The 13,983-nt window shown below is 31.3% G+C and carries 13 protein-coding genes; all 13 read right to left on the bottom strand.

Features of this window, described 5'->3' with window-relative positions:
* Positions 1 to 196, bottom strand: a 196-nt coding sequence (locus IAA47_07690; protein ID MBU3842846.1) for a hypothetical protein, incomplete at its 3' end; no start/stop codon positions are given.
* The gene (locus tag IAA47_07685) at positions 189 to 974 is read right to left on the bottom strand and encodes an energy-coupling factor ABC transporter ATP-binding protein (GenBank protein ID MBU3842845.1); all 786 of its coding nucleotides are present in this window, start codon (positions 972 to 974) and stop codon (positions 189 to 191) included. The genes IAA47_07690 and IAA47_07685, both read right to left, overlap by 8 nt.
* On the bottom strand, positions 950 to 1,768 hold the full coding sequence (locus tag IAA47_07680) for an ATP-binding cassette domain-containing protein (GenBank protein MBU3842844.1): 819 nt from the start codon (positions 1,766 to 1,768) through the stop codon (positions 950 to 952). The genes IAA47_07685 and IAA47_07680 overlap by 25 nt, the downstream gene beginning before the upstream one ends.
* On the bottom strand, positions 1,755 to 2,285 hold the full coding sequence (locus IAA47_07675; GenBank protein MBU3842843.1) for a hypothetical protein: 531 nt from the start codon (positions 2,283 to 2,285) through the stop codon (positions 1,755 to 1,757). The genes IAA47_07680 and IAA47_07675 overlap by 14 nt, the downstream gene beginning before the upstream one ends.
* Positions 2,278 to 2,838: an ECF transporter S component gene (locus tag IAA47_07670; GenBank protein MBU3842842.1), complete on the bottom strand. Its 561-nt coding sequence runs from the start codon at positions 2,836 to 2,838 to the stop codon at positions 2,278 to 2,280. Before IAA47_07670 ends, IAA47_07675 begins: the two co-directional genes overlap by 8 nt.
* A 271-nt stretch (positions 2,839 to 3,109) precedes the next feature.
* Positions 3,110 to 4,363: a phosphoribosylamine--glycine ligase gene (gene purD / locus IAA47_07665; GenBank protein MBU3842841.1), complete on the bottom strand. Its 1,254-nt coding sequence runs from the start codon at positions 4,361 to 4,363 to the stop codon at positions 3,110 to 3,112.
* A 95-nt stretch (positions 4,364 to 4,458) separates the two neighbouring features.
* The gene (gene purH, locus IAA47_07660) at positions 4,459 to 5,961 is read right to left on the bottom strand and encodes a bifunctional phosphoribosylaminoimidazolecarboxamide formyltransferase/IMP cyclohydrolase (GenBank protein MBU3842840.1); all 1,503 of its coding nucleotides are present in this window, start codon (positions 5,959 to 5,961) and stop codon (positions 4,459 to 4,461) included.
* 15 nt (positions 5,962 to 5,976) lie between these two features.
* Complete coding sequence (locus IAA47_07655; GenBank protein ID MBU3842839.1) at positions 5,977 to 6,555, bottom strand: phosphoribosylglycinamide formyltransferase; 579 nt, start codon at positions 6,553 to 6,555, stop codon at positions 5,977 to 5,979.
* Positions 6,543 to 7,544 carry a phosphoribosylformylglycinamidine cyclo-ligase gene (gene purM, locus IAA47_07650; GenBank protein ID MBU3842838.1) on the bottom strand — a complete coding sequence of 334 codons (1,002 nt, stop codon included), beginning with the start codon at positions 7,542 to 7,544 and terminating at the stop codon, positions 6,543 to 6,545. The genes IAA47_07655 and purM overlap by 13 nt, the downstream gene beginning before the upstream one ends.
* Positions 7,545 to 7,583: 39 nt before the next feature.
* Complete coding sequence (locus IAA47_07645) at positions 7,584 to 8,981, bottom strand: amidophosphoribosyltransferase (GenBank protein ID MBU3842837.1); 1,398 nt, start codon at positions 8,979 to 8,981, stop codon at positions 7,584 to 7,586.
* Positions 8,982 to 8,983: 2 nt separating this feature from the next.
* Positions 8,984 to 9,697: a phosphoribosylaminoimidazolesuccinocarboxamide synthase gene (locus IAA47_07640; protein ID MBU3842836.1), complete on the bottom strand. Its 714-nt coding sequence runs from the start codon at positions 9,695 to 9,697 to the stop codon at positions 8,984 to 8,986.
* Positions 9,698 to 9,766: 69 nt separating this feature from the next.
* Positions 9,767 to 10,246: a 5-(carboxyamino)imidazole ribonucleotide mutase gene (gene purE / locus IAA47_07635; protein MBU3842835.1), complete on the bottom strand. Its 480-nt coding sequence runs from the start codon at positions 10,244 to 10,246 to the stop codon at positions 9,767 to 9,769.
* An 8-nt stretch (positions 10,247 to 10,254) separates the two neighbouring features.
* Complete coding sequence (locus tag IAA47_07630; protein MBU3842834.1) at positions 10,255 to 13,983, bottom strand: phosphoribosylformylglycinamidine synthase; 3,729 nt, start codon at positions 13,981 to 13,983, stop codon at positions 10,255 to 10,257.

Below are 13,983 nucleotides of genomic sequence, written 5' to 3'. Positions count from 1 at the left end.
ATACAATTGATAAAAATAATGTTATTGAATATTTTAAAACTTTTCTTAAATTTTCTAACTTAATTGAGAAAATTAATATATGACCTAGTAAAAATGGAAGTATAAATAAAACTCCTAAATATGTTTTTGTTATAGCTAATAAAATTATATACATAATTGTTGTAAAAAAAAGTGTTCTAGGATCATATTCATTCACCTAACATCACCTCGCATAGTTGCTCGATAGAATATATTTTTGATAAATCAATACCTTTTTGTGATAATCTTCTAAAAATATCTATACTTTCACTTTTTTCTTCCAATAAAATATCTTTTGGATTTCCATTCTTTACAATCCTTCCATTTTCAAGTTTTATCACTCTTTTTCCATATTTTAATACATCTTCTAATGTATGTGAACTTTGAATTATCATTATACCTGAACTATTTAACTTCTCTAAAACATTATAAAAAACTCTTTTATTTTCTATATCTAGCCCAGCAGTAGGTTCATCTAATATTAATATCTTTGGTTCGTTTATTAATATTGAAGCTAAAGCTGTAAATCTTTTCTGACCACCACTTATTTCGAAAGGTGAGTTTTTTAAAATTTCTTTTGGAAAATTTAAAAGTTCTATTATCTCTTCTAATCTCTTTTCTATTTCAATACCCGAAACTTTTTTTCTTCTTAATGTATAAGTTATTTCTTCCTTTACACTATTACAAAAAAATTGTTTCTCTGTATATTGAAACATCACTCCGATTTTATCTCTAAATTCTTTTAAACTTTCTTTATTTCCTAACTCTTTTCCGTTAAAATAATATTTTCCTTGAAATATTTTTGTTAAATAAGCTATAGTTTGAAGAAGAGTAGATTTTCCGCTTCCTGTCTCTCCAATGAAGAAAATCCAATCATTACTTGAAAAAGATATATCTATATCTTTTAGATACTCACTGCTATATCCAGAAATTATTTTTTCAAGCTTAATTTCCATAAATACTCAGCCACCTCCTCATTATTAAAAAGATCAGCCGTTATATCTACTCCCTTTTTTCTAAATATCTCTCTGGCTATATAAAAATTTGGTGGAAGTTCTAATGTTTCTCCTAAATTTCCTTCAATAATTTCCTTTAAAAAAATATCTCTTTCTCCTTGCCAAATACCCTTCTCTTTCAAATAAATCACTTCATCTACATATTTTAATTCATTTAAATGATGACTTATTAAAATTATTGTTGTTCCACTATTTTTTAAGCTTTCTAACAATAGCATTATCCTATCCCTATTTCTTTCATCTAGCATAGCTGTACCTTCATCTAAAATTAAAACCTTTGGCTTCAATACTAAAGCTGAACCTATACATAATCTTTGCTTCTCTCCTCCTGAGAGCTGAGATATTCTAAATTTTCTTTTTTCAAGAAGGTTTATAGCTTTTAAAACTTCATCTATTCTTTTTCTCATCTCTTCAGAAGAATAACCATAATTCTCCATTGCAAAAGCTAATTCCTCATCTATTCTTTCAGAAACTATTTGTTCATCAGGATTTTGAAAAACCATTCCTATCTCTTTTCTTACCTCATAGAGATTATCTAGTAAACTTTTCCCATCTAGCAGTATCTCACCTTTTTGAATCTTCTCTATACCAAGTAGAAGTTTTACTAATGTAGATTTACCTGTACCATTTTTTCCTATTAGAATATAAAATTTTCCCTTTTCTAACTTTAAAGAAAAATTCTTAAATACTTCTCTCTCATAATATGAAAAATCAATATTTTTAATCTCTATCAATATTTTCCCTCCAGTTATCAAAATCAAAGAAATTTATATTTATTCCTCTATCTTTTACTAATTCTTGGAAAATTTCCATTAATATTCCCTTTTCTTCTACCATCTTGACCTTAGCTGTTGCATCTTCTATATTTTTATATGTACTTACTTCTCCTTGCCAATCTCCTACACAAGTTAGTGTAACTCCACATGTAGGACTTCCTTTTATTCCACAAACTCCTAAAACTTTATAATCATTTGCTAAATAATCTTCTACTTCTTCTACTATAGGAATTAATAATTTTTTACATAAATTTCTATAACCAGTGTAATCTAATTGTGTTTTTAAATGTCCCCATCTTTTTAAACCTAACTGTTTAAACTCTGGACATGGAAGTTGAATTAAACCTATATTATTTTCCAAACAATAATTTATTAATTTTTGAAAATCCAACATTTTTCTTCCATAAGGTAAAACAACAGAGTTTTGATTCAAGATACAATGAGAAAGAACTAAAATTTTTCTTCCTCTATTCATTTATATTCAACTCTCTTTTTATATTTTGAGGCAATTTTTGAATTATTAAGGCAACTATAACACACGAAACACTTTTATCTATAACATTTGACAATACCCTTGGAATAAAAGCTGCTGTAAATATTTTTTGCCCACTTTTAGCTAACCAACCTACAAATATATCTAAAGTTCCACCTGCTAATCCACCAAATAAATATACAGTAATAGGAGTTCCTATAAGTGGAGCTAATACTGATAAAATAAGTCCTGTTATGATCGCAGTTTTTACATTAAAAACATATTTTCTAGCTATACAACCTACAAATATTCCTATTACCATATTCACTATAGCATAAGGTAATTCAACAGGATTATTCACAATAGATGTTAATACATTTGTTATAAGCCCTGTAATCCCACCAAAAAATGGTCCTAAAAGTACTCCAGCTAAAATTGTTCCAATAGTATCAAAAAATAAAAATGGAATTGCAAAAGTTTTAGCTAAAACTGCTAATACTATATTTAATCCTATTCCCATTGCTGATATTGTTATAGATAATGTTTTTTTATTCATATTTTCTACCATCCTTTTTACTTCATTTCTCTTTTTTTAATTTATTTCCTCCTCTCAAAAACTTCTCATTACGCTGCCGAAACATTCTCATTATAAATCCCTCCTAAATACTTTTTATCTTTTAAAAACTAAAAACACTTTAGTCTCGTCAAATATTATATCACATTTTTTTAATTTAATAAAACAAAACTGACTAATAACTAGACTTTTTTAATACAAAAAGGAGTTAAGTAGATTATTTCTACACAACTCCTTTTAATTAAAATATTTTTTATCTATATAATACTCCGATATCTTTTCTGAAATATTTCTTTTCAAAATTTACTTGTTCAGCATCATAATAAGCTTTAGCTCTAGCTTCTTCGAGAGTATCTCCTAGTGCTACCACATTGATTACCCTGCCTCCATTTGTAAGAAGTTTTCCATTTTCAATTTTAGCTCCCGCTACAAACACCATATTCTCTACCTTATCCATTCCAGTTATCTCATAACCTTTATTGTATTTTTCAGGGTATCCCCCAGATGCAAGCACTACACAACAGGCCGATTTAGTACTCCACTTTACCTCAGTAGTAGAAAGTTTCTTATTTATTCCATTCTCTAATAAAGTTATGAAATCTGATTCTAACAGTGGTAAGACAACTTGTGTTTCTGGATCTCCCAATCTCATATTGTATTCAAGTAGATAAACTCCCTTTGAAGTTATCATAAGTCCAAAGAAGATAAATCCAGCAAAATCCATTCCTTCAGCTTTTATTCCTTCAAGAGTAGGATTCATTATCTCAGTTATAAATTTATCATAAACCTCTTTGGTTACATAAGGATTTGGAGCAATTGTTCCCATTCCACCAGTGTTAAGTCCTGTTTCCTTTTCCCCTATCTTCTTATGGTCCTTAGCTGAAATAAAAGGAAGTATAGTATTAGAATCTGTTACTGATAAGATAGAAGCTTCCACTCCATCTAAGAACTCTTCAACTACTATTTGCTCTCCAGCACTATTAAAAACTTTATCAATCATTATCTCATCTACAGCTTTTAATGCCTCTTCAAGATTTTGACAAATAAGAACTCCCTTTCCAGCAGCAAGTCCACTAGCTTTTACTACCAATGGAAAATCACATGTTTTTATGTACTCTTTAGCTTTATCAGCTTCATTGAACACTTCATAAGCTGCTGTTTTTACTCCATATTTTTTCATAAAATCTTTAGCAAAAGCTTTTGAGCCTTCAAGTAATGCAGCTTTTTTATCTGGTCCAAAAATTCTTAATCCTTCAGCTTGGAATTTATCAACTATACCATCTACTAAAAGCTCTTCACTTCCAACAATAGTTAAATCTATATTTTTTTCTTTAACAAAATTAAGAATTTCATCTACACCATTTAGATTTACATTCTCTCCCTTTTCAAGTAGTTCTGTTCCTCCATTTCCAGGAGCACAATAAACTTTTTCTACCTTCTCATTTTGACTTACTTTCCAACAGATAGTATGTTCTCTTCCACCGCTTCCAACTACTAATATTTTCATTCTCTCTTCTCCTTATAGATTGATCAACTACAAAATTTGACTAAGAAAACTCAAAGAATTTTAATTTCTTTTTAATTTTTTAATAATTTTGCAAATTAGTGTTTGAAATGTCTCATTCCACTGAATATCATAGCTATTCCATGCTCATTACAAGCCTCTATAGATTCTTTATCTCTAATAGAACCTCCCGGTTGAATTATAGCTTTAATTCCATGTTTTGCACAAGTATCCACTACATCTCTAAATGGGAAGAAAGCATCAGAAGCAAGTATCGCTCCCTCTATTCTATCTCCAGCTCTCTCTATTGCCTGTTCAGTAGGCCAAATTCTATTTGTTTCTCCATTTCCTATTCCGATAGCCATTTTATCCTTAGCCACTACAATAGCATTTGATTTAACATGTTTTACTATTCTCATTCCAAAATCTAAGTCACTCACTTCAGCTTCAGTTGGTGATTTCTCTGTAACAGTTTCATAATTAGTCGAAAAACTTAAATCTTCATCTTGAACTAAAATTCCACCATCTACTTTTACAAGATTTACTCTATCCATTGGTTTATGATTACATTTGATTACTCTTAAATTTTTCTTAGTTCTTAATACTTCTAAAGCTTCTTCAGTAAAACTTGGAGCTATAACTATTTCTAAGAATATTTTTACCAGCTCTTCAGCTGTTGCTCTATCAACCTCTTTATTAAGAGCTACTATTCCACCAAAAATAGATATAGGATCACACTCATAAGCTTTTACATAAGCTTCGTGAATATTTTTCCCAATTGCTGCTCCACATGGAGTAGAGTGTTTTACTCCACAACAAGCTGGTTCTTCAAATTCACAAACAACTTTCCAAGCTACATCCATATCTCTTATATTATTAAATGATAGCTCTTTTCCATTTAATTGTTCAAAATCTTTCATAGCCCCATTATCAGTAGTAGAAACATAATAAGCTGCTTTTTGATGTGGATTCTCTCCATATCTTAAATCCATTACTTTTTCGTAAGAAGCATTTAAATAGTGTGGCATCTCATCTCCTAGTAAAAAATTAGATATAGCTGCATCATAAGCTGATGTTAAGTTAAAAACTTTTCCAGCAAGTCTTTTTCTAGTTTCAAAACTTACCTCTCCAGCTTCCATCTCTTTCATAACCGTTTCATAATCAACCGTGTCACTTATTACTACTACATCTTTAAAAGATTTAGCTGCTGATCTTAACATTGTAGGTCCACCAATATCTATAAATTCAACTTTTTCTTCAAAAGTTAAATCCTCATTTACCTTCTTAAAAAATGGATATAGATTTACAACTACCATATCAATAGTTTCTATTCCTCTCTCTTTTATAGTAGCCATATGTTCTTCATTATCTCTTATAGCTAAAATTCCCCCATGTATTACTGGATGTAAAGTTTTTACTCTTCCATCTAACATCTCTGGAGCTTTTGTAAGCTCAGCTACCTCTATTACAGGAACATTATTTTCTTTTAAATATCTATAAGTTCCTCCTGTTGATATTATTTCAATACCTTTTTTTACTAAGAATTGTGCAAATTCTAATATTCCATTTTTATCGAAAACTGATATTAATGCTCTTTTCATTGTATATAGACTCCTTTATTTTCTCTCTAAAATGATCTTTGCAATAGATTCTGGTAATAGTTTATGTTCCTCTACTAAAACTCTTTTTTGTAATACCTCTGGAGTATCTCCTTCTAAAACTGCTACCTTTTTTTGAGCAATTATCTCTCCACTATCTACTCCAATATCTACATAATGAACTGTACAACCACTCTCTTTTTCACCAGCATTTAACACTGCCTCATGTACCTTTATTCCATACATTCCAGGTCCACCAAATTTTGGAAGAAGTGAAGGATGAATATTGATTATTTTTCCCTTCCATTTATTGACAAACTCTTCATCAATAATAGATAAAAAGCCAGCTAAAACTATCAAATCAATACTTTTTTCTGTTACTATTTTATCTATTGCTCTACACAGCTCTTTTTTTAGAACCTTTCTATCTAAGATATATCCATCTATTCCAGCTTTTTTAGCTCTCTCTACTCCATAACACTCTCTATCTCCAATTACAACTTCAACTTTACATTGTAACTCTCCACTTTGAGATTTATTAATTATTGATTGTAGATTGCTTCCTCCACCAGATACTAAAACTCCTATCTTAAACATAGTCCCTTATCTCCCTTTTGAACATATCCTATTTCAAAAGCTTCTTCTCCATGTTTTGCAAGCTCTTCTATCACTCCATCTTTATCTTTAGGATCTACTACTAATACAAATCCTACTCCCATATTAAAGGTTCCATACATCTCCTCTTCAGAGATATCTCCCTCTTTTTGGATATATTTGAAAATATCTAATACTCTTAATTTCTCTTTTAATACTACTGGTTGATGTCCTTCACTTATTGTTCTTGGTAGATTTTCTGGTAATCCCCCTCCAGTTATATGTGCCATACCTTTTACATTGTATTTCTCTAATACTGCAAGAACTGGTTTTACATATATTTTTGTAGGAGTAAGAAGTGTCTCACTTATTGGTTTTCCATTATATTCTTTAGAATAATCAGTTATTACTTTTCTCACTAACGAAAATCCATTACTATGTATCCCAGAAGATGGAATAGCTATTAAAACATCTCCCTCTGATGTTGTACTCCCATTTACAATTTTGGATTTTTCAACAACCCCAACACAGAAACCAGCTATATCATAATCTCCAACTTTATAAAAACCAGGCATTTCAGCTGTTTCTCCACCTATAAGTGCTGCTCCAGCTTGATAACACCCCTCGGCTACTCCAGAAACTAATTCAGCAGCTACTTCTGCATCTAACTTTCCACAAGCTAAGTAATCTAAAAAGAATATTGGTTTTGCCCCATGGCACAATACATCATTTACACACATAGCTACTGCATCTATCCCAACAGTACCATATTTTTTAGTAGTAAGAGCTACTTCTAACTTTGTTCCTACTCCATCAGTTCCAGAAACCAATACAGGATTTTCATACTTTCCTAACTCATACATAGCTCCAAAGCTTCCTAATCCATTTAGTACATTATTATTCATTGTCTTAGCAACTGCTTTTTTCATAAGCTCTACTGCTCTGTATCCTTCCTCTTTATCTACTCCTGCTTCTTTATATGAAATTGCCATTTTTTCCTCCAAAATTGAAATTATTTTTTAATAACTTTTTTACTCTTCTGTTGGTGTATCTACTGGATACTCACCATTAAAACATCCTACACAATAATTGCAACCCTTTAAGGATTTTAACATATTTTCCATTGTTAAATAATCAAGTGTATCTGCATTTATCTCTTTTCTTATCTCTTCTACTGATAATCTAGAAGCTATTAATTCCTCTCTATGAGCTGTATCTATTCCAAAATAACAAGAGTGTTTAACAGCTGGAGAAGCTGAACGGAAATGTACTTCCTTAGCTCCTGCCTTTCTAATTATCTCTATTAAAATCTTACTCGTTGTTCCTCTTACTAGAGAGTCATCAATAATTACTACTCTTTTTCCCTCTAAGTTTACCTTTAATGGATTTAATTTTACCATTACAGCTTGCTCTCTAAGAGCTTGGGTAGGCTTTATAAATGTCCTTCCTATATACTTATTTTTTACAAGTCCTATTGCATAGGGTATTCCACTTGCTTCAGCAAATCCAATAGCTGCTGGAACCCCAGAGTCTGGAACTCCTATTACAACATCTGCCTCCACCTTCATTTGTTTAGCTAATAATCTTCCAGCCTCTACTCTAGATTCATACACATTTAATCCATCTATTATACTATCAGGTCTAGCAAAGTATATATGTTCAAAAGAGCATGGGGCTTTTTTATTGTTCTCAGAGTATTTTATAGATTTTACTCCATTTTCATCTATTATTACCATTTCTCCAGGAAGTATATCTCTAATTAAAGTTCCACCTACAGCATCTATAGCACATGATTCTGAAGCTAATATGTAGTCTCCATTTTCATTTATTCCCAAGCAAAGAGGTCTTATTCCATATGGATCTCTAACTCCAACTAATTTATTTCCTGCTAATATCACTAGAGCATAAGCTCCTTTAATAGCTCCTACTGTACTTCTTATAGCATCTTCTACATTTCCATTTGCCTTTCTAGCTATCATTTTTATAATAACTTCTGAGTCTATAGTAGTATTAAATGTTGATCCTCCATCTTCTAATAACTCTCTTATTATCTTGGCATTTGTTAAATTTCCATTATGAGCTACTGCTATTTGCCCCAATTTGTATCTACTCTCAAGAGGTTGAGCATTCTCTAATTTACTTGCTCCAGTTGTAGAGTATCTAACATGTCCTATAGCAGCATTTCCCACAAGATTTTCCAATGTTTTTGAAGTAAAAACATCAGCAGTAAGTCCCATTCCCTTATATGTAACTATCTCACCAAAGTTGGAAACAGATATTCCTGCACTCTCTTGACCTCTATGTTGAAGAGCATATAATCCATAGTAAGTTATCTGTGCTACTTCACTTCTATCCTTTGAATATATTCCAAATACTCCACACTCCTCTTCCATTTTATCTCTAGCCATTAGAATTTCTGTGCAGTTCATCATTAAGCCCCCAATCTCTTTAATACTTCTATATAAGCCTCTTCTATTCCTCCAAGATCTCTTCTAAATCTATCTTTATCTAGCTTTTTACCAGTTTCCTTATCCCATAATCTACATGTATCAGGAGTTATTTCATCAGCTAACAATATCTCTCCTTTTGAATTTTTTCCAAACTCTATTTTGAAATCTACTAGAGTTATTCCAATTTTATCAAAAGCATCTTTTAATAGGTTATCAATTTGTCCAGTTATTCTATAAATTTCAGCTAATTCCTCATAAGTACAAAGTCCTAAGGCCACTGCGTGGTGATCATTAATTAATGGATCTCCATAGGCATCATTTTTATAACATATTTCAAATATTGTATTTGATGGTTTAGTTCCTTCTGGAATCCCTACTCTTGCTGCCATAGATCCAGCTATTACATTTCTTACTATTACTTCTAATGGGAATATTTTTACTTTTTGACAAAGTTGATCTCTATCATTTAAAACATCAACTAAGTGAGTCTTTATTCCATTCTTCTCTAACATTTTAAATAGCATCGCAGTTATCTTATTATTTAAGATTCCTTTATTTTCTATTGTACCTTTTTTAGCTCCATTTCCTGCAGTAGCATCATCTTTATAGTGGATTATTACTAAATTTTCATCTGTTGTTGAATATACTTGTTTAGCTTTACCTTCATAAATAAAATCTTTTCTTTCTACTGACATCTTAACTCCTCCTGAGATACTTTTAATATTTTTTATAACTTATTTTTACTATTTTTATTAAACTTAATTTTATAGCTCTACTCCACCTTCATTATCTGCTATAAATTTGGCTTTCATCTCTTTTCTATACTCTCTTAATTTCTCTTTTAATTCTGGTGATTTTAGTGCTAACATCTGAACAGCTAACATACCTGCATTATATGAGTTATTTACCCCTACAGTTGCTACTGGTATTGATTTAGGCATCTGTACTATTGATAATAATGCATCCATTCCATCAAAAGCCGCTTCAATAGGTACTCCTATAACTGGTAGTGTAGTTTTTGAAGCAATAACCCCAGGGAGATGAGCCGCAAGCCCAGCTCCTGCTATTATTACCTCATATCCCTCTATCTCCAATAACTCTAGTGTCTCTTCTAATTTTTCAGGTACTCTATGAGCTGAAAGTATATGAGCTGAATACTCTATCCCAAATTCCTTTAAACAGTTTGCAGCACCTCTCATCTTCTCTGTATCTGATTTACTTCCGAAAATAATAGCTACTTTCATAATTCCTCCTATTTAAAATATTTTACTCCATTTTCAAATATTTTTTGCTCCTTATTCCCAATTATATTTTTATATACATTATTACCGATTCTCTCTGTATGTCCCATTTTACCAAATACTCTTCCATCTGGTGATATTATTCCTTCTATAGCAAAGCTTGATCCATTTGGATTAAATCTAAATTCATTTGTTGGCTCTCCTTCAAAGTTTACATATTGAGTTGCTACCTGTCCATTCTCAAACAACTTTTTAATTACTTCATCACTTGCAAAGAATCTTCCTTCCCCATGTGATACAGCTATTTCAAACTCTGATCCTACTTCTATTCCTGCAAGCCAAGGTGATTTATTTGAAGTAACTTTAGTTTTTACCATTTGAGAGATATGTCTTCCTATTTTATTGAATGTAAGAGTTGGAGAATTTTCAGTTATTTTACCAATTTCTCCATATGGTAATAATCCTGATTTTATTAAAGCTTGGAATCCATTACATATTCCTAAGATAAGTCCATCTCTCTCTAAAAATTTATGAATTGCTTCTGCTACCTTTGGATTTGTAAGTACCGTTGCTATAAATTTACCAGAACCATCTGGTTCATCTCCAGCACTAAATCCACCTGGAAACATAAGAATTTGTGAATTATTGATCTCTTTTACCATCTTTTCAATAGAGTCATTTATATACTCTTGAGTTAAGTTTCTAAATACCAGTATATTTGATTCCGCTCCAGCTTTTTCAAATACCTTAGCTGAATCATATTCACAGTTTGTTCCTGGAAAAGCTGGTACTAAAACTCTTGGTTTAGCTACTTTATTTTTACAAACTACAATCTCTTTCTTTTCATATGGTGTCCAAATATATTTTTCTACCTTTTCCACTGTTTTATGTGGGAATACTGGGAATAACTTATCTAACCATACCCTTTCACCAGTTCTCATATCTATCTCTACTTCTCCAACAATAATCTTATATTCAGATATTGTCTCCCCTATTAATTCAATATTATTACCAGTAAGTTCAACTGAAGATTCAATTATAAAGCTACCATATCCTAATTTAAATAGTTCGTTTCCAAGATCTTTTATTTTAGCTCCTACTCTATTTCCTAATGTCATCTTACTTACAGCTTCAGCTATTCCTCCATGTTTTAATGTCATAGCTGATAATATATTTCCTTTAATTATATTTTCATGTAAATATTCAAAATTCATTTTCAATTCATCTACATTAGGCATATAGTTCTCTAGCATATGATATTTTAATAAATAGATTTTATTTCCTGATTTTTTAAATTCAGGTGATATAACTACACTAGCTTTTACTGGTGCTACAGCAAATGAGATCAATGTAGGTGGTACGTGTATATCATTAAATGTTCCACTCATCGAATCTTTTCCACCTATGGCTGGAATTTCAAAAGCTCTTTGCATCTCTATTGTTCCTAATAAAGCTGAGAAAGGTTTTCCCCAATTTATAGGATTTTGTCCTAATTTTTGGAAGTACTCTTGGAATGACAATCTTATTTTTTTATAATCAACTCCAACACTCACTAACTTTGCTAAGGATTCAACCACTGCATAAGCTCCTCCGTGAAATTGAGACCATGATGATAAAACCGGATTATATCCCCATGTGATTGCAGATGCTGTGTCTGTCTCTCCATTGATCAATGGAATTTTTTGTACACTTACATCTGTTGGAGTCATTTGATATTTTCCTCCAAATGGCATAAGTACAGTTGTTGCTCCTATTGTAGAGTCAAACATCTCCATAAGTCCTTTTTGTGAGGCTACATTTAGTGAAGATAGCATGTTATACCATCTTTCTTCTAAAGTTTTTCCATCATATTCTATATTTACAAGTGGACTTTCCTTATAATTTATATTTTCTACTTCTACCTCACTCTCTTGAGTAACTCCATTAGTATCTAAAAACTCCCTTGAGATATCAACTATCTTTTTACCTTTCCAATTTAATACTAATCTATTTGTATCAGTAACTACTGCCACCACAGTTGCTTCTAAGTTCTCTCTATTTGCTAAATCTATAAACTTATCTCTATCTTTTGCTTCTATCACCACTGCCATTCTCTCTTGCGATTCAGAGATAGCAAGTTCTGTTCCACTCAATCCTAGATATTTTGTTGGAACTACATCTAGATTTATATCTAGCCCTGGAGCTAATTCTCCTATTGCTACTGATACACCCCCAGCTCCAAAATCATTACATTTTTTTATAAGTTTTGTAACCTCTGGATTTCTAAATAGCCTTTGTATTTTTCTCTCCTCTGGTGCATTTCCCTTTTGAACCTCTGCTCCACAAAGTCTTAAAGAATCATCAGTATGCTCCTTTGATGAACCAGTTGCTCCACCACAACCATCTCTTCCCGTTTTTCCACCTAAAAGTACAACTATATCTCCTGTTGAAGCACTTTCTCTTCTTACCCAATCAGCAGGTACTGCTCCTACAACAGCTCCTACCTCCATTCTTTTTGCTTTATATCCATCATGGTATATCTCAGCTACATGCCCAGTAGTAAGACCTATCTGATTTCCATATGCAGAGTATCCAGCCGCTGCTCCAGTAGTTATTTTCTTTTGTGGTAGTTTTCCTTGAAGAGTATCTTCTAACTTCTCTAATGGATTTCCAGATCCTGTCACTCTAATAGCTTGGTAAACATATGCTCTTCCAGATAGTGGATCTCTTATTGCTCCCCCTAAACATGTAGAAGCACCACCAAAAGGTTCTATCTCTGTCGGGTGATTATGAGTTTCATTTTTAAACATCAATAACCACTTTTCAATTTTTCCATCTACATCTACATCTATGTACACTGAACAAGCATTTATCTCATCTGATACTTCTAAATCATTTAATTTTCCTGTTTTCCTCATCTCTTTACCACAGATTGTTGCCATGTCCATTAAAGAGATATATTTTTTTTCTATTTTTTCTTGATGAACAAATTTTCTAGCTTCTAAATAATTCTCAAAAGCTTTTTGTAAAGTATCTCCAAATTCTGATTTTGGAAAAATTATATTTTTTATTTTAGTTTCAAAAGTTGTATGTCTACAATGGTCAGACCAATATGTATCTAAAACTTTTATCTCTGTTTCAGTTGGATCTCTTCTTTCCGTATTTTTAAAATACTCTTGAACAAAAGCTATATCTGCAAATGTCATTGCAAGCCCTAACTCTTTTCTAAAATTTTCCAGTTCATCAGCTTTATATCCTATAAACCCATTATATACTGGTACCTCTTGAGCTTGTTCTCCACTCTCTATTTCTAATTTTTCAAGAGATTTTTCTCTCATCTCAACTGGGTTAATGTAGTATTTTTTTACTCTTTCTAAATCTTCTGTAGAGATATTTCCTTCAAGAATTATAACTCTTCCACTTGTTACTACAGTTTCTTGATTTTTATCAGATATTAAATTTAAACATTGCATAGCTGAATCAGCTCTTTGATCAAATTGACCTGGTAAAAACTCTATAGCAAAGTATTTTGCTCCTTTACTTTCTAAATTTTCAGTTACTATATCTGTTACTACCTCAGAAAATATCAATTTCTTAGCTTTTTCTAACTCTAAACTATCTATTTTAAAAATATCATAACAATTTAGTAATCTTACTTTTTCAAGTCCCTTTAATTGAAGGCTCTCTTTTAATTCATTTTCAAGTCTTTTAGCTTCTAAGTCAAATCCTGGTCTCTTCTCTACAAAAATACGGTAATTCAT

The organism is Candidatus Fusobacterium pullicola, assembly GCA_018883725.1.
Classification (GTDB): Bacteria; Fusobacteriota; Fusobacteriia; order Fusobacteriales; family Fusobacteriaceae; genus Fusobacterium_A; species Fusobacterium_A pullicola.
Note: the sequence above shows the minus strand (reverse complement) of the source record. Positions and strands in the feature narration are given on the sequence as shown.